Origin of the sequence: Prevotella sp. TCVGH, assembly GCF_023522295.1 — a bacterium.
Taxonomy (GTDB): domain Bacteria; phylum Bacteroidota; class Bacteroidia; order Bacteroidales; family Bacteroidaceae; genus Prevotella; species Prevotella timonensis.
This window is the reverse complement of record NZ_QFFX01000022.1, coordinates 18,549-37,189: the sequence shown is the minus strand read 5'-3', so window position 1 is coordinate 37,189 and position 18,641 is coordinate 18,549. Positions and strand designations below refer to the sequence as shown.

Below are 18,641 nucleotides of genomic sequence, written 5' to 3'. Positions count from 1 at the left end.
GTCTCTTACTTTAATGTTTCTATAAACTTATCAAACATAAACTCCGTATCCACGGGTCCCGAACATGCCTCAGGATGGAACTGTGATGAGAACCAAGGATTGGTTTTGTGGCGAATCCCCTCGTTACTTCCATCATTCATGTTCACAAATAATTCTTCCCAGTCACTGCCTAAGGTCTTTCCATTCACAGCATATCCATGATTTTGACTGGTAATGTAGCAGTGATTCGTACCCACTAATCTCACGGGTTGATTGTGCGAACGATGTCCATACTTTAACTTATATATACTGGCTCCACTGGCTTTTGCCAACAGTTGGTTTCCCATGCAGATACCACAGATAGGTTTTGTGGACTTGCTCATTTGTTTTTTGAGAATTTCCACAGCCTCATCGCACATATTAGGGTCGCCAGGACCATTCCCTAAGAATAATCCATCGAAGTCCATGTCTGTATAATCATAGTTCCAAGGAACTCGGATAACTTCTACCCCTCGTTCCAACAAGCATCTGATGATATTTGCTTTTACACCACAATCAACTAAGACAACTTTTTTACCTGCCCCCTCATTGTAGTGAATAATCTCTTTACAACTAACCTTATCAACAAAGTTCACGCCTTCATAGTTCGCTTCAGGAATGTTGTTTGGTTCATCATCAAACAATATCTTCCCCATCATAACGCCATGTTCTCGCAATACTTTGGTTAATTGGCGAGTATCTATACCTGTGATGCCAGGTACTTTCTCTCGCTTTAACCAGTCAGCCAAGCTTTCAACGGCATTCCAATGGCTATAAAACTGACTGTAATCAGACACGATAAGACCTGAGACATGGATTCTCTCACTTTCCATGAATGTAGGAATCTTATTTTCCTGAATAGAAAAAGGTGGCACACCATAGTTTCCAATCAATGGAAATGTGAGTGTCAAAAGCTGTCCTTCGTACGAGGGATCGGTCAAACTTTCTGGATAACCCATCATTGCTGTATTAAAAACAACCTCTCCGGCAACTGGTGCATCATATCCGAAGGACTTCCCGTGAAAACGAGTTCCATCAGATAATACAAGCGTTACATTCTTCATTATATTGAGCATTTTATCATTATGGTAGCTATATGCGATACTTCAGCAAACATTAAGTCAACTTCATTTGCTTTGGTTTTCTTTATTTCTGCTGATAATTCTTTTCGTAGTAATTGATGAAAGCCTGATTGCAAAGTTTCATTCCATTAGGTGTTGGATATTTACCTGTGAAGTACCAATCCCCTCGATGGTTTGGAATGGCAGTGTGCAATCCGTCAATTGATTGAAACACCAACTCGATAGGAGTGGTAACTCCCTTTGGGCGAAGCATCTCTACTATCTTTTTATTGATTTCCTCGACTGAAAAAGCGTCATAAACATCTCTGACACAGTTACGCATTTCTTCAACAGGCTTCTGCATTTCTCCTAAACAGGCACGATAAATCTCGGTGATTTCCTCTTCCCTTCCTTCGTCTTTCAACAACTGAATAGCTGCGCGAAAAACACAAAATTCATCCAAACTGGACATATCTATGCCATAATAATCAGGATAACGAATTTGTGGAGCACTGGAGACAATGACTATCTTTTTAGGGTGTAAGCGGTCTAATATTCGAAGAATACTTTCCTTTAAGGTTGTGCCTCGCACAATACTATCATCAATAATTACCAAATTATCTTGATAAGGAACCAAGCTCTCGTACGTAATATCGTACACGTGAGAGGCAAGATCGTTTCTTGAGTTACCCTCCGTAATAAACGTTCGCAATTTGATATCCTTCCAAGCTACTTTCTCCATTCGCACTGATTCGGATAAGATATCTTCTAACTCTGCTTGGGTGGGGATATGACCTAAATTCTGTATTTTCTTTATTTTATCTTGGTGTACGTATTTCTTAAAACCTTGAAGCAAGCCATAGAAAGCTACTTCGGCAGTATTTGGAATAAAAGAAAACACTGTGTGCTTAATATCGTTGTCAATAGCCCGAAGAACCGCCGGCGTCAACTGTTCGCCTAACTTTTTACGCTCCTTATAGATGTCGCGGTCAGAACCACGACTGAAATATATTCGTTCAAAAGAACAGGGCGAATTTCCACACTGGTCAAGAATCTTTTCGATAGAACAATCACCGTTTCTCTTCACCAACAAGGCTTGTCCTGGCTGCAACTCTTGTATATCATCACAGCTCAAATCGAAAGTTGTCTGCAATACAGGGCGTTCGCTTGCCAATACAACTACCTCTTCATTCTTATAATAAAAGGCGGGTCTAATGCCCCAAGGGTCACGCATGGAGAACATTTCGCCAGAGCCTGTAATGCCACAAACCACATATCCTCCGTCAAAATCTGCCATAGTTGTTTTCAACACATTACTCATCTTCACATTATTTTCAATGTAATGCGTTATATCCATGTTTTCAAGTCCTTGCGCTTTCGCATTGGCATAATTGCGTTCCACCTCTCTGTCCAATCGATGGCCCATGTACTCCAACATCAAATAGCTGTCACTATAGATACGTGGACACTGTCCTTGCTGCTTTAGTTTCTCGAAAATGACATCAATATTGGTCATATTAAAGTTGCCGCATAGACATAGATTCTTGGCTCGCCAATTATTGCGACGCATGAAAGGATGAACATAAGACAATCCTTTTTTGCCTGTTGTCGAATAACGGAGGTGCCCCATATACAATTCACCGGCGAAAGGGAGCTCTTTCTTGATGTAATCCATGTCTGACAATTGCGCTGCAGAAGCATCCTTAAACTGCTTTCTAACATGTCCAAAAATCTCGGTGATAGCATTTTTCCCTTCTGCTCGCTCTCTAAACATGTGTTCATAGCCAGGCTCTGAACCCAATTTAATACATGCCATACCTGCACCCTCTTGTCCTCGATTGTGCTGTTTCTCCATCATGAGATACAATTTGTTGAGCGCATATTGCCATGTACCATATTTCTTTTGATAATATTCTAAGGGTTTGAGCAATCGAATCATTGCAACACCACACTCATGCTTTAAAGGTTCCATCTATCGTTTGTCGTTTTTTTCCCTAAAGTTCGTATTTTCACCTCTTTCAACGAAGTTGGGTAATATATATAAAGTAAAAAAATGAAGAATACCAAAATTATATTCTGCTATTCTTCATTCTTATATTTCAACATTTTTCTCGTTTCACCAATTATCTTAATACATTGAACAGGAGTGATGCTACTGAAGTAACTATGCCCACAAAGGAGAACCATAAAGAGGTTGAAGGACCGATACCTGAGTTTCTGGCTTTCACGTTGTTGGGTTCAACGTATAGAATATCGTTTTGTTGTAAATAATAATAAGGAGAGTTAAGCAAGTTAGCATCATTCAAATTCAGCCGGACCATGCTTTTTTGTCCTGTCTCATCCTCACGTATCAACATAATGTTATCGCGCTTACCGTAAACGGTTAAATCTCCTGCTTGCGCCAATGCCTCGATGACACTCATCTTTTCTGTAGACACAGGGATAACTCCTGGTCTGTTTACCTCTCCCGTGACAGTCACTCGGTAGCTTGACATTCTTACCGTAACAATAGGATTTTCTGTTGCAGCCATATAAGGTAACAACTTTTTATGCACCAAGTCCTGACATTGAGTCTTCGTCAGTCCCTGCACATGAAGTCTGCCTATGACGGGAAAATTGATGTTGCCGTCATTGTCAACCAAATATCCTTGGAGATTTCCTGCACCAGAAGACAACTGTCCTTGTCCCCCTACCGAAGAACCAACCGATAGATTAAAGGGTGCCGCAGCAGCCGGATCGGTAGTACTTACAGTAATGGTAAGCATGTCTTTTGGCATAATTTTGGCATCATAGAGGCCTTTAGACCCTGCTAAACTAATTTCATCGATATTTTGGAAATAGGGAACTTTCTTTCCACTGGCACAACTTCCCAAAAGTAGAATTACACAAAGTGTAATCACCGAGACCAAGAAATTCTTCATACGGTTTGATTATATGTTTGTAAACAACGGCAAAAATAGCTCTATTTTTTGAATTTGACAAATAATTTAAATAATAATTGCTATTAAAATATACTTACTTCAGAATTTCAACGAAGCTATCCTTTCTCTACAAAAAATTCAGTCAGTTCATTCCTTCCTATTCAACACAAAAATGATGGAAAGTGTATATTTTAACAAAAAAAATGTCACGAATCGAAAAAATATATTAGTTTTGCAAACTGTAAATTTTAATATCTAACGATTTCAATCTATGAAAAGAGGTTTTATCACAACCCTGATTGTAGCGACTGCTATCTCGTCAGGTGCTCAGACCAAAATGCCAACATGGCTCAACAATGTTAAACTTTCTGGATATGGTATGACTCAATACCAATACCGGTCACAAGAAAATGCGGAATCCAATTCCTTTAATATCCGAATGGTACGCTTATCTTTAGACGGAAGAATTAAGAACGACTTTTATTGGAAGACACAACTCCAGTTCAATGGCAATACCAATTCCTTAGGGAGCAGTCCTCGCATTGTTGACGCATTTGCCGAGTGGCAGAAATACGATTGCTTTCGAGTAAAAATCGGACAGTTCAAGCGTCCTATCAGCTTTGAGAACCCAATGCACCCTATGGCTCAAGGTTTTATGAGCTATGCCCAAAGCATCTTAAAACTAACAGGATTTAACGACAGGGCTGGCGGACATGCCTCTAATGGACGAGACATAGGACTGCAAGTTCAGGGCGACTTCTTGCGCAATAGTCATGGACGCAACCTCTTACATTATCAAATAGGTGTATTCAACGGACAGGGCATCAACATGAAAGATGTCGACCAGAAGAAAGATATCATTGGAGGTATGTGGGTAATGCCTGTTGCTGGACTGAGAATAGGAGCCTTTGGTTGGACGGGAACATACGCAAGAAAAGGAACATGGAACGAAGTTGATGAGCATCAGCAACCCATCATGACGGTTGACGATAAGGGTAACCCTGTGCATAAGACACAATCTGGCATACGTTCTTTGCGCCAAAATCGTTACGCCTTTTCGGCAGAATACCTTGTTAACGATTGGACATTTAGAACAGAGTATTTACACTCTACGGGTTGGAGCTTTGCAAAGACAGAGCAGTCGGCTGCCACGGCTACCGATGCCAACATCAATTACAAGGCTGGCGACCAAGCTGACGGTGCTTACGCATTGGTGATAGCCCCCATAGTAAAATCAAAACTTCACGCAAAAGCACGCTATGACATGTATCGTCCTACAGGAGAATGGAACCAATCTAAAACCCAATACGAAGTAGGAATGAACTACTGGTGTACCAAAAATCTACTCATTAGCGCAGAATATGCCCTCGTCAACGATCGTTCTCTGAAAGAGGACAGCCACAACTATTCTGTCGTTGACATACAGGTAGACTATAGATTCTAAGCATAGACGCTCCTCTATCTACAATGTTCATAGTTCGCACGAACTATGAACATTTGTTTTTTTAGCAACGTTCATCTGTTTTACTGACCGCATACGCTGGAAAATGTTTCGTCATTGAACAAATACGAGTTGGTTTGCCTGTTCGACAGCTCACACGGCTCTTACACTTAAGGGTAATAGGATTGAACAACAAATGAAACAAACAAAACAAATGAGCCAAACAAGACAATGAACGCAAGCGTTCTTCAAATGAAACAAATCGGTCGACATCAACATGTTGTGTGTCTTTGCCAAATTCGTTTAATTCGGTGAACGCCAGCGTTCATTGATTCCAGCAATCGGATTTGTTTTTTTTTCAATTCGTTGTTAAAACAAAAGAACATAATTGCTGTTGGCAACAAGTGACCTTATAAACGAAAAATCTGTTCGACAGCTCATGACTAACACCAAGACAAAAAGCCATTCGTATTTCTGAATTTTCTTTACAACAAGGGTCTCATAACTCGCATATTTTCAAACAACCTTGCTTTAGCTCGCAAATACGAGAGTTTTGCGAAAGTTTTGTAACTTTTTATCAATCAATACACTACGAAAACTGCATGATAATTCAAGACCGCAAAACGCCCTTTTTCCGTGTTAAAGCATTACTTTAAGACCGTTAGATACATACTTTAATCCCCTTACTACATGTTCATAACACCTCAAAGTCATGTTTTCAGCAGCCTTAATTCATTGCTTTTGTCAAAAAACGACCATAAACGAGACAAAATATCTAAAAAAAGTTGATCATCTACCTATCTTTTTTCTCTATTTCATCTTTTTCAAACAGCTCTTTTTTTGTCATTTTTTCGAACAAAATACGCATCGAAACCTGCATCAAATAACATCATAACAGCCCATTTTTTAACAACGAAAAACACAAAAGAAAGCAAAAATACGGTGCCGCCAAAGATATTTCACGCAAGACCCTCCCATTCTTTATTTTCCATATATCGCACGCCCATTTTCGTCTTTTCTGGTAATTTCACTGTTGATTTCTTCTGCGTTGTGTACAAAAATAGAAAGATTATTCTTAAAGAAAGAACTGCAACAACACAAAGATGTATCAATCCTCACAATTTTTGTATGAAGGGTTTGTACGTAGCAAAGACGGGCTGAAAGCCCAAGATGAATACAGCCCAGGGCAATCGCCCTGGGTAAAGATATTCCAACAAATATGCGCGCTGTAAGCGCAAAAGGAAGAAGAAAAGGGAACTTCACTGACACCTGTTGCGCTTACAGCGCGCCAACGAGACAACGAACGGTTACCCAGGGCGATTGCCCTGGGCTATATTCCTGTTGGGGCTTCGCCCCGTCTTTGCTCATCACTGCAACTGCCACACAATTCCTTGAACTATCATCCTATTGAGCTTCTTGTGTATCAACATAAAAACAGCATAACAGCCCATTTTTTAACAACGAAAAACACAAAAGAAACAAAAATACGGTGCCGCCAAAGATATTTCACGCAAGACCCTCCCATTCTTTATTTTCCATATATCGCACGCCCATTTCCGTCTTTCCTGTTAATTTCGCTGTTGATTTCTTCTGCGCTGTATACAAAAATAGAAAGATTATTCCCCAACGAAACAGCGGGTGTGATAACGATTGTTAAATGTTATTTTTATAATTAGGTGTTGTGATATTTTTCGTACTTTTGCAATAATTATTAGAAGATTGTATGTTTATGAAAGAAAGCATGACGGAGAAAGCGAAACGACAGAATATTTTTTTTGAAACTTATCACACATTACACCATACCTTTCCTTTTGACAAGCTACGTTTTGAGGATTACGAAGAAGCTTTCATGGAAGGAATACGACGGGACAATGAAATCATAGAAAAGACGATTAACGACCCCGAAGAACCTACCTTTGAAAACACTATCGCACGTGTAGACGTATCAAAGGGCGAGGAATATTATGACTTATTAGACAAAGTTTCAACGGTTTTTTCGTGTATGCTCTCCGCTGAGACCAACGACCAATTGGATGAACTGGCTCAGAAGCTCAGTCCTATACTGACAAAGCACGCCAACGATGTACAACTAAACAAACGCTTGTTTGAACGTGTCCAACAGGTGTACCATCATCATCGTGAATTGACGCCCGAAGAACAAATGCTGCTCGAGAAGACATACGACAGCTTTGTACGCAGCGGTGCACTCCTCAACGATGAAGAGAAAGCACAACTAAGGAAACTAACGGAGGAAGCGAGCATGCTAACACTGCAATTCTCACAAAACTTACTCAAGGAAAACAAAGCCTATACACTGCATATCACCGACGAAAAACAGTTGGACGGCTTACCCGACACGGCACGTGACGCCGCTGCCCACACTGCCAAAGAGCGCAACCTGCAAGGTTGGGTGTTTACGTTGGACGCGCCCAGTTATTCGCCTTTCATGACCTACTCTACACAGCGTGATTTGCGACACCAAATGTACATGGCACACAACACGGTAGGTACGCACGATAACCCAGAGAACAACCTAAAGATTTGCCAACAATTGGTAAACTTGAGACGAGAGATTGCGCAGCTCTTGGGCTACGACACCTATGCCGATTATATCTTGAAGCACAGAATGGCGTCGGATACTGACCGTGTGTACCAACTTCTTAACGACTTGATAGAAGCCTATAAGCCTACGGCGATGCAAGAAAAGAAGTCCTTAGAAGAGTTGGCAAGACGATTAGAAGGAAACGAATTTGAGATGCAGCCGTGGGACACCGCATACTATTCGCACAAATTGCAAATGGAGCGATACAACTTAGATGCAGAGATGTTGCGCCCTTACTTTCAGTTGGAGAATGTAATCAAGGGTGTATTTGGATTGGCTACCCGACTCTATGGCATCACGTTCAAGGAGAACAAAGACATCAAGGTATATCATCCTGATGTAAAAGCTTTCGAAGTATTCGATCGTGACGGTTCGTACTTAGCAGTGCTTTATGCGGATTTCTTTCCACGAAAAGGCAAACAGAGCGGTGCATGGATGACGGAGTTTCAAGGTCAGTGGATTGACCGCAAAGGGAAGAACGTGCGGCCACATGCTTCGATTGTCATGAACCTTACCAAGCCTACCGCTACGAAACCTGCCCTACTCACCTTGGGTGAAGTAGAGACTTTCTTGCACGAGTTCGGTCATGCACTGCATGGCATGTTTGCCAACACACGCTTTGAAAGCTTGTCTGGCACCAATGTGTGGTGGGACTTTGTAGAACTTCCCTCGCAATTCATGGAAAATTATGCGGTAGAACCCGAGTTTTTACAGACCTTTGCTTTCCATTACGAGACAGACGAAGTGATACCCCATGAACTCATCGAACGAATACGAAAGAGTCGCAACTTCATGGTAGGCATGGCATGCTTGCGGCAAGTGAGCTTTGGGCTGTTGGATATGGCTTATTACACGCAGCGTAAAGACTTCCACGAGGATATCATCACCTTTGAAAAGGAAGCTTGGAAGAAGGCGATACTTGGCAAGCAGTTACCAAACACCTGCATGACAACCCAATTCTCGCATATCATGGCAGGCGGTTATGCGGCTGGATATTACAGTTATAAATGGGCAGAAGTACTGGATGCAGACGCTTTCAGCGTGTTCAAGAAAAACGGCATCTTTGACCACAAGACGGCAGAAAGTTTCCGTCAAAACATCCTTTCAAAAGGAGGCACGGAACATCCGATGACACTTTACAAGCGATTTAGAGGACAAGAACCGACCATTGATGCACTCTTAGAGCGCAACGGTATCAAGAAATAAACAGAACAACAAAACAATCTTTGCAAGAATCGTCATAGAGATACGACTCTTGCGACAGGCGATATAAAATCTGATGATAACAAAAGACAAGCAACACCAATTAGATCAACGCTATTTACGCATGGCACGTATTTGGGCAGAGAACTCTTACTGTCAGAGACGACAAGTGGGCGCATTGGTAGTTAAGGACCAACGCATTATCAGCGACGGATATAACGGCACCCCCAGCGGTTTCGAAAATCAATGTGAAGACGAACAAGGCGTTACCCATCCCTATGTGCTACACGCTGAAGCCAACGCCATTACCAAGTTGGCACGCAGTTCGAACAACAGCGACGGAGCAACTCTTTATGTCACTGCCTCTCCCTGCATTGAGTGTGCAAAGCTCATTATCCAAGCAGGCATCAAACGAGTTGTCTATGGAGAGAAATACCGTTTAGATGATGGTCTTAACTTACTAAAGAAAGCCAACATTAAAGTTGAGTATTTGGAATAATGATTCAATAACTAAAAAACTCATCAACTCAAGAACTCAACTCAATAACTCATCAACTAAGTAACTCATAAACTCATTAACTCAACTCAATAACTCATCAACTCACCAATGAATAATAAGAAGTCAAATCGTTTTATGCCGCTCATGATGGCACTCTGTGTGGTCATTGGAATTATCGTTGGCTCATTCTACTCCAACCATTTTTCTGGCAATCGATTGAGCATCATCAATACGGGAACCAACCGTATTAACAACTTACTGCACATCATCGACGATCAGTATGTAGATAAGGTTAATCTGGATTCCTTGGTAGAGGACGCAATGCCAAAGATATTAACCGAACTCGACCCACATAGTGTGTACATCAGTGCGAAAGATGTGGAAGCAGCCAATCAAGACTTGCAAGGTTCTTTTTCTGGCGTTGGCATTCAGTTTGTGATACGACAAGATACGATCCATGTACAAAATGTCATTCAGAACGGACCTGCTGAACGCGCTGGTATTTTGGCTGGCGATAAGATTGTAATGGTAGACGACCAGACTTTTGTTGGAAAAGCGGTTACCAACCAAGAAGCCATGAAGCGACTCAAGGGACCAAAGAACACAAAAGTAAAGATTGGAGTGCTACGATATGGGCACAGCAAGCCACAATCGTTTGTCGTAACGCGTGGCGACATCCCTATTAAAAGCGTATCAGCCACTTATATGATTGACGACAAAACGGGCTATATCCGCATAAAAAGCTTTGGAGAAACGACCTATGCAGAGCTGTTGGTAGCATTAGCAAAGCTTGGAGAGTCAGGCTTTCAGAACTTAATCATCGACTTGCGCGATAACACGGGCGGCTATTTACAATCGGCAGTACAAATGGCGAATGAGTTTTTACCTAAAAACAAACTGATTGTGTACACCGAAGGACGCAAATCTCCTCGACAAGATTTTCGTTCGGATGGTCGTGGCAGTTACAAACAAACGCCATTGGTAGTACTGATTAATGAAGGTTCTGCCTCAGCAAGTGAAATTTTTGCAGGTGCAATGCAGGACAACGACCGAGCCACAGTCATTGGACGTCGCTCGTTTGGCAAAGGATTAGTTCAAAAACAAATAGAGTTTTCGGATGGAAGTATGGTTCGACTCACGATTGCACGCTATTATACTCCTTCGGGAAGATGTATCCAAAAGCCCTATGTACACGGTGAAACAGATGATTATGCACAAGATTTGATGAGCCGATACGAACACGGAGAGTTCTTCTCACAAGACTCTATCAAGCACACGGGGCCAAAATATCATACCAGTAACGGACGTGTAGTGTATGGCGGAGGAGGTATCACGCCTGACATCTTCGTTCCTGAAGACACCACAGGCTTTACTTCGTATTATAAACAAGCCACGATGAGTGGACTCATCTTACAATTCGCATTTACCTACACTGATGATAATCGTCCAAAACTGAACAACTTCAAGGAGATGATGGAATTGGCAGACTATCTTAAAAAACAAAATCTTGTTGACAAGTTTGCCACCTATGCAAACGACAAGGGACTGAAACGGCGCAACCTCATGATACGCAAATCTCATTATTTGCTCGACAGATTTATCAATAGTCGCATCATCTATAACATGCTTGACGAACAAGCTTGGCTGGAGTATGTCAATGAAGATGACGCAACTATACGTGAGGCACTCAAGACTTTCAGAAACAATGCAGCCTTCCCAAAGGCTCCAGCAAAACGAGTAGCCAAAGCAACATCGCTGCAACGCCAGCCTGAGATAAGACAAATGCCACAAATATATCAAGCATAAACGAAGACACCGAGTCTTCTTGTAAGTAAAACTGGCTAAAAAAAATCATGATGGTTATGGATAAACAAACGCTAAGAAAACAAATACGGCAATTGAAACGCACATTCACACCTGAACAACTGCGCGAAATGTCGACACCCATTACAGCAACTTTGCTCGAACATCCTCGCATAAAGGCAGCCAACACCATTCTGCTATATGCATCTTTGCCAGACGAAGTTGACACCCATTGCCTGATGGAACAGCTACTGGCACAGGGGAAAAACATTCTGCTACCTGTTGTGGTTGGTGATCATGACTTGAAAATATGCCCTTACAAGCCATCTTCTCAAGTTGCTCAAGGACCGTTTGGCATCATGGAACCGCAGGCAGATGCCTTTACAGCATTTGATGAAATTGATGTGGCACTCATTCCTGGCATGGCATTCGACAAGCAAGGAAATCGATTGGGACGTGGAAAAGGCTACTACGATCGTTTCTTGAGTACCGTGCCCCACCTATATAAAATAGGTGTATGCTTTCCATTTCAACAGGTAACGGAAGTTCCCGCTGACGAAAACGACATCCGCATGGACGAAGTCGTTGTATCTACAAATAATATTTAACCTCCAAAAAAGGACTTATTAAAAATAAAATATGAATATTCTAAAAAACAAGAAGCACTTATTAGGATACTCCTTAGCAATAGCGTTGCTCATCACTGGAAGTAAAGACAATACCATTTGCGCTGGGAACAAACCACTAACAGCGCTGCAAACGGTAACAAATGTGTCTACCAACAAAAATGCAGTTATTTCTCGAGCCGTGCAGATAAATCCAACGACGGTAGAAGTCTATGACACCGACGGCAAGCATATCACCATTGATTTTTACGCTAACAACATCTTTCGTCTTTTTAGAGACGACACGAACCCTGTTGTTCGTAATCCACAAGCTACACCACCTGCGGACATATTGGTGAACAATCCACGTCTGCCTCTTACTGACTTTACCTTAAAAGACGAGGGAAACAACATCATAATCTCTACACGTAACGTCACACTAAGCATTGACAAAAAAAATGGTAAGATGAACGTTACTAATAACCTCAACGGAAAGAATGCACTCGAAGACCTCATGGTGGCAGATATCAACGCACAAGGTACCACTGTTACGATGAAGGCGCATACAGATGAATACTTCTTTGGCGGAGGTGTTCAAAATGGACGCTTCTCACACAGAGGACGAAGTATCGCCATAGAAAACACCAACAATTGGGTTGACGGAGGTGTAGCATCACCGACACCTTTCTATTGGAGTAACAAAGGCTATGGCGTACTATGGCATACCTTCAAACCTGGGCGATACGATTTTGCTGCAGCACAACCACAACAAGTGAAACTACATCATCAAGAAGCCTACCTCGATATGTTTGTCATGGTAGACGAAACACCTGTGGCACTGCTCAATGACTTTTACCAACTAACGGGACACCCAGTACTGATGCCTAAGTTTGGATTTTACGAGGGTCATCTCAACGCATACAACCGCGACTATTGGAAAGACGACCCCAAGGGAAAAATCCTTATGCCCGATGGGAAAACATACAAAGAAAGCCAAAAAGACAACGGAGGCATCAAGGAAAGTCTCAACGGAGAAAAAGGAAATTACCAATTCTCGGCACGAGCTGCCATAGATAGATATGTGAAGAATGATATGCCCTTAGGTTGGTTCTTACCCAACGATGGCTACGGGGCAGGCTACGGACAAACAAATACGCTTGATGGAAATATTGAGAACTTGAAGAAGTTTGGCGACTATGCAAAAGCAAATGGCGTACAGATAGGACTATGGACACAAAGCGACCTACATCCAAAACCTGGCATTGAGCCTTTGTTGCAACGTGACATCGTAAAAGAAGTGCGAAATGCTGGGGTACGTGTACTCAAGACTGATGTAGCATGGGTAGGCAACGGCTACTCATTTGGTCTCAATGGTGTGGCTGATGTCGCTCACATCATGCCTTACTACGGAAATAATGCACGCCCCTTCATCATCTCACTCGATGGTTGGGCTGGAACACAGCGTTACGCTACGATATGGAGCGGTGACCAAACAGGAGGTGATTGGGAGTATATTCGTTTTCACATTCCTACTTTCATTGGCTCAGGATTGTCAGGACAGCCCAATATTACCTCCGACCTCGACGGTATCTTCGGGGGAAAGAACCCTATTGTGAACATCCGCGAATTTCAATGGAAGACGTTCAATCCTATGGGACTCAATATGGACGGTTGGGGAAGCAATCCTAAATATCCTGATGCACTTGGTGAACCAGCGACAAGCATCAACAGACATTACCTGAAATGGAAAAGTCAACTCATGCCCTACACTTATTCTATAGCTCATCAAGCCATTGATGGTAAGCCAATGATACGTGCTATGTTCTTGGATGACCCGAACCCTTACACGCTCGGCACCAGCACAGAGTACCAATTTATGTATGGTCCTTCATTGCTTGTAGCACCTATTTATAAAGATACTCAAATGGACAAGGAGGGAAATGACATTCGTAATCGAATTTATTTGCCTGAAGGAAAATGGGTAGATTACTTTACAGGACACACTTACCAAGGAGGATGCATTATCAATAACTTTGAAGCACCCATTTGGAAGCTGCCAGTATTTGTAAAAGCCAACGCTATCATTCCCATGACCAATGCCAACAACAATCCTACACAAATAAGGAAGGACTTGCGCATTTATGAAATATATGCAACGCCCAACAACGAAAGTCACTTTGAAGAGTACGATGATGATGGCAATACACAGGCATACAAATACGGTGAATATGTCACCACCGACATTCATGCAGAGACTGACGGTAAACAAAATCTTACCATCACCATGGACCTCAGCAAGGGCGCATTCAAAGGATACGAGCCCAATAAACAAACACTGTTGCGCATCAATGTGAGCCAGCAACCAAAGAAGGTTTCAGCAAAGGTGAATAACAGAAACATAAAGCTGAAATGGGTAAACAATCTTCAAGAATTCGATGCCAGCGACAATGCTTGTCTCTACCTAAAAGAACCCAATCTGAACCAGTTTTCCACAGTGGGTAGTAAAATGCAACACGTGCAAATGACAAAGAATCCACAACTATTGGTAAAGATTGCCAAGACTAATGTAAGCCAAAATAAGATGGTGGTGAAAGTTAAAGGATTTGATTTTAACATCACCTTACCCGCACTGGCTCAACACACTGGTGCCTTAAAGGCTCCTCTCCCACAAATAGCACAAAAGTCAATTGGCGCCTTCTCACTTACACCAACATGGGAAAAGACAGCCAATGCAGACTATTACGAGATATTGTTCAATGGAATGACTTACTCAACGATTCGTCAAAACCAGTTTACTTTCAACGGATTGCAACCAGAACAAACCTACTCGTTCAAAATTAGAGCTATCAACAAAGACAATCAATCTGAATGGCAGGACTTCATGGGGAAAACAAAAGCCGATCCGCTGCAATTTGCCATCAAGGGCATCAAGGCACAAGCTACCTGCGCCAATCAGCCAGGACAAGGCACGGATAAATTGTTCGACTTCGATGAGAAAACTTCATGGCATTCCAAGTGGGGAAAGGGCGAAGCCATACCTGCCGATCTTATCATTGACTTAAAGTCTGTGAACACCCTTGACAAATTAGAATACCTGCCTCGCGAGGATGCAGGCAATGGAACGTTGCTACAAGGCACTATCTCTTATGCCACCAACCGACAGAGCTGGAGCAAACCCACAGCCTTTGAATGGAAACAAGACGGAGAATGTAAAACATTCACATTCAAAGAAACACCGCAGGCTCGATATCTTAAACTACAACTCACCAAAGCCGTTGGCAACTTCGCTTCAGGAAAAGAAATGTACGTGTTTAAGGTGCCTGGCACAGAAAGTACATTGCAAGGCGACATCAATCGTGACAAGTTCATTGATGAAAACGACCTCACATCGTACATGAACTACACGGGACTACGCAAGGGCGATAGCGATTTCGACTACATCAAGATTGGTGACATCAACGGCAACGGACTTATTGACGCCTACGATATCTCGTGCGTAGCTACGGAACTGGACGGAGGAGTACGCAACTCTAACGACAAGGTAGACGGGAAATTGGTGTTAGTTCCCAACAAGAAAAGATTCCAAGCAGGTGATATCATTGAAGTTAAAGTCGTAGGTAAAGGCTTACATTACGTCAACGCATTGAGCTTTGCCCTACCCTACAACACCAATGAATACGAATACGTAGGTACACAATTACTGAACATGAAAGAGATGGTAAACCTTACCTACGACCGTCTGCACACCAATGGACAAAAAGAACTAACGCCAACATTCGTCAATAGTGGCAACAACTTCTTATTAGACGAAGGCGATGTAGAACTATTTATCATCAAGCTGAAAGCAAAGAGAGCGGGTACATTCAATCTAAAAGCCATCGACGGCATGTTGGTAGACAGAAACTTAGGTTGCGTATCATTCTGATAATGTCAATTTGAGAACTTAAAAACTCGTCAACTCGTCAACTTGTAAACTCGTCAACTGATGAACTTAAGAACTCAAGAACTTAAAAACTCGTCAACTTGTAAACTCGTGAACTCGTCAACTAACCTCAGTACACCTTTACATCGCTGATGACAAAAGCCCCCACTGCAGCATTGAGTCTCTTCACCAGCTGCGAGCGCATCATAGAAAGATCCTGCCTTAGTGCAGGATTTTTTATTTTTACAAACAACGTCTGGTTACGAATAAATTTCTCGCCAGTATAAGCATTGACAGTCTGTCCAACAACTTCAGACCACGCATCAATGAGTCGTCGTTGGCGAAGCGGGGTTTCAAGTCCACCCTCACGCAATGCCTTTTGCAATATTTCATCTAAAGATTGTACCTGACGCTTAAACATATTTTACATAAAAAGTGAAGTTTCTTCATCAAACCATAACAAGTTTGTGCTTGAGTATATGGAGGAAAATAAATAATCACAGCGAACTGTTCCTTAAAATCTATTTCTGTAAACTACTTACTCCCTCTATTTTCGACAATATCCCCATTATTCACCACAAACAATTTATAATCAAACGAATGACTGCTTAATATTCTATCTAAATGAGCCCGATTGGTATCAGTCATGAAAATTTGTCCATAAGTCGTACCGGTCACTAAATCCACAATACGCTCTACCCTCTCTGCATCTAACTTATCAAAGATGTCATCTAACAACAGTAATGGTTGAGTGGCAGAAGACGTACGCTGCAAGAAATCAAACTGCGCAAGCTTCAGCGCTAAGACATAAGTTTTGTTTTGTCCCTGACTCCCTTCACGCTTCATCTGATAATCCCCTATCATCATTTGCAGGTCATCTCGATGAACACCATGCAGCGAATAACCCACAGCCCTGTCCTTCATACGATCACGCTGAATAACGTCCAATAGCGGTCCCCTTTGTGCGTGCGATATATACTGCAATGACACCTCTTCATGATGTTCTGAAATGCTGTCATAGATAGATTGAAAAACAGGAATAAACTCTTCGATAAACGATTGCCTTATTGCAAAGATTGCTTCGCCTTGAACAGCCATTTCTTGCTCAAGAATTTCCAAGAGAGACACATCGGGAGCATCCTCTTTCTTCAAAAGAGCATTACGTTGAGCTAAAGCTTTATTATATCTGCTCAAATGTTCTATATAGGTTCGATTTAATTGCGAGATGACCATATCCAAAAAGCGTCTGCGCTCTTCGCTCCCACCCTCAATCAATATCGTGTCTGAAGGCGACACAAAAATCAGCGGTATCAATCCAATATGCTCCGAAAGTCGCTTATAATCCTTGTCATTTCGCTTAAATCGCTTCCTTGTTCCACGCATCAATCCACAATGAATCAGTTCCTCATCACCGTCGTCTCGCAGATAAGTTCCCTGCAAAGAAAAGAAATCTCGTCCATGAAGAATTAGTTGCGAATCATTGGGATTAAAGGCACTCCGACAAAACGATAAATAATAGATAGCATCTAATAAGTTAGTCTTTCCTTCTCCATTATGCCCTATGAGACAATTCAACTTGGAGGAGAACTCCAAATCTGCCACTTCTATATTTTTGTAATTAAGGATTGAAATCTTCTTTAAAAGCATGAACAAGCATTTATAAATCGAAAAGCTGATGAATCGATAAGTTTTGCAAAGTTACCTTATTTGATAGTCAAAAACGAAAAAAGTAAGTAATAAATTTCAATATATCGGATAAATACTTTAATTTTGCAACGCATCATGGCTTGGGATGTCATCTTAGCACGTTTCATGTCAAAGAATGAAAACCGAAAAAATAAATATAAATATTATTATAAAATGGCAAACAAACAAGTGAAGGGAGTAGAAGAAACGAATGAAGCTCTCACCAAATCACAAGCTTTCTTCGTTAAGAACAAAAAAGCTATTATCATTTCTGCTGCAGCAATTGTAGTTATTATTGTTGGTATTTTCTTGTACAATGCTTATGTACAGAAGCCACGTGCTGAAAAAGCAAGTACCGAATTGGGAAAAGGACAACAATACTTCAATGCAGGCGATTTTGAAAAGGCATTGAATGGTGATAAAGTTAATTATAATGGCTTTCTTAAAATCGCAAGCGATTACAGTAGCACCGATGCAGGAAACTTAGCCAACCTATATGCTGGCTTGTGTTATGCCAATATGGACAAATGGAACGAAGCAGTACAGTATCTTGACAAGTTCAATGGAAAAGACGATGCCATGATTAGTCCTGCTGCGTTAGCTGCATTAGGCAATGCCTACGCACACATCAACCAATTAGACAAAGCCGTTAGCACCCTCAAGAAAGCTGCGGAGAAAGCCGACAGCAAAGCTGAAGGAAAGGTAAATTACAGTCTTGCACCAACCTTTATGATGCAAGCAGCAGAAATCTTAGAAAGTCAAAACAAAAAAGAAGAGGCACTCAAGATTTATCAAGACATCAAGAAAAAGTATATCAACTCGGCAGTTGTACAAAGTTCCGAGATAGATAAGTACATTGAACGTGCGTCCAGATAAGCTT

At 41.7% G+C, this 18,641-nt stretch carries 12 protein-coding genes; 7 read left to right on the top strand and 5 right to left on the bottom strand.

Annotated features, from left to right (window positions below):
* Positions 1-5 precede the first annotated feature (5 nt).
* From carA to DEM91_RS05935, 3 genes are all read right to left on the bottom strand, one after another.
* Positions 6-1,082: a glutamine-hydrolyzing carbamoyl-phosphate synthase small subunit gene (gene carA / locus DEM91_RS05945; RefSeq protein ID WP_249858320.1), complete on the bottom strand. Its 1,077-nt coding sequence runs from the start codon at positions 1,080-1,082 to the stop codon at positions 6-8.
* A gap of 82 nt (positions 1,083-1,164) precedes the next feature.
* Entirely contained in the window at positions 1,165-3,051 is a 1,887-nt protein-coding gene (locus DEM91_RS05940) for an amidophosphoribosyltransferase (protein ID WP_249858319.1), read from the bottom strand.
* 151 nt (positions 3,052-3,202) lie between these two features.
* Positions 3,203-4,000 (bottom strand): polysaccharide biosynthesis/export family protein, encoded by a 798-nt coding sequence (locus tag DEM91_RS05935; protein ID WP_249858318.1) that lies wholly within the window; start codon positions 3,998-4,000, stop codon positions 3,203-3,205.
* A gap of 271 nt (positions 4,001-4,271) precedes the next feature.
* Here DEM91_RS05935 and DEM91_RS05930 point away from each other — a divergent pair, with 271 nt between their 5' ends.
* The 6 genes from DEM91_RS05930 (at position 4,272) to DEM91_RS05905 (ending at position 16,078) form a co-directional block, all read left to right on the top strand.
* Positions 4,272-5,444, top strand: a complete 1,173-nt coding sequence (locus DEM91_RS05930; RefSeq protein WP_249858317.1) for a porin — start codon at positions 4,272-4,274, stop codon at positions 5,442-5,444.
* Positions 5,445-7,170: 1,726 nt separating this feature from the next.
* Positions 7,171-9,249 carry a M3 family metallopeptidase gene (locus tag DEM91_RS05925; protein WP_249858316.1) on the top strand — a complete coding sequence of 693 codons (2,079 nt, stop codon included), beginning with the start codon at positions 7,171-7,173 and terminating at the stop codon, positions 9,247-9,249.
* 73 nt (positions 9,250-9,322) lie between these two features.
* The gene (locus DEM91_RS05920) at positions 9,323-9,745 is read left to right on the top strand and encodes a deoxycytidylate deaminase (RefSeq protein ID WP_008125741.1); all 423 of its coding nucleotides are present in this window, start codon (positions 9,323-9,325) and stop codon (positions 9,743-9,745) included.
* A 108-nt stretch (positions 9,746-9,853) separates the two neighbouring features.
* Positions 9,854-11,551, top strand: coding sequence for a S41 family peptidase (locus DEM91_RS05915; RefSeq protein WP_249858315.1), 1,698 nt, complete (start codon positions 9,854-9,856; stop codon positions 11,549-11,551).
* 56 nt (positions 11,552-11,607) lie between these two features.
* A complete protein-coding gene (locus DEM91_RS05910; protein WP_249858314.1) occupies positions 11,608-12,156 on the top strand; it encodes a 5-formyltetrahydrofolate cyclo-ligase in 549 nt (182 codons plus the stop codon).
* A 31-nt stretch (positions 12,157-12,187) separates the two neighbouring features.
* Entirely contained in the window at positions 12,188-16,078 is a 3,891-nt protein-coding gene (locus DEM91_RS05905) for a TIM-barrel domain-containing protein (RefSeq protein WP_249858313.1), read from the top strand.
* Between the two features lie 127 nt (positions 16,079-16,205).
* On the opposite strand, the gene DEM91_RS05900 is transcribed toward DEM91_RS05905, so the two are convergent.
* Both DEM91_RS05900 and recF read right to left on the bottom strand, forming a co-directional pair.
* The gene (locus DEM91_RS05900) at positions 16,206-16,496 is read right to left on the bottom strand and encodes a DciA family protein (protein ID WP_025072251.1); all 291 of its coding nucleotides are present in this window, start codon (positions 16,494-16,496) and stop codon (positions 16,206-16,208) included.
* A 113-nt stretch (positions 16,497-16,609) separates the two neighbouring features.
* Positions 16,610-17,722: a DNA replication/repair protein RecF gene (gene recF, locus DEM91_RS05895; protein WP_249858312.1), complete on the bottom strand. Its 1,113-nt coding sequence runs from the start codon at positions 17,720-17,722 to the stop codon at positions 16,610-16,612.
* 213 nt (positions 17,723-17,935) lie between these two features.
* On the opposite strand from recF, the gene DEM91_RS05890 reads away from it, so the two are divergent.
* Entirely contained in the window at positions 17,936-18,637 is a 702-nt protein-coding gene (locus tag DEM91_RS05890; RefSeq protein ID WP_249858311.1) for a tetratricopeptide repeat protein, read from the top strand.
* Positions 18,638-18,641: the final 4 nt, after the last annotated feature.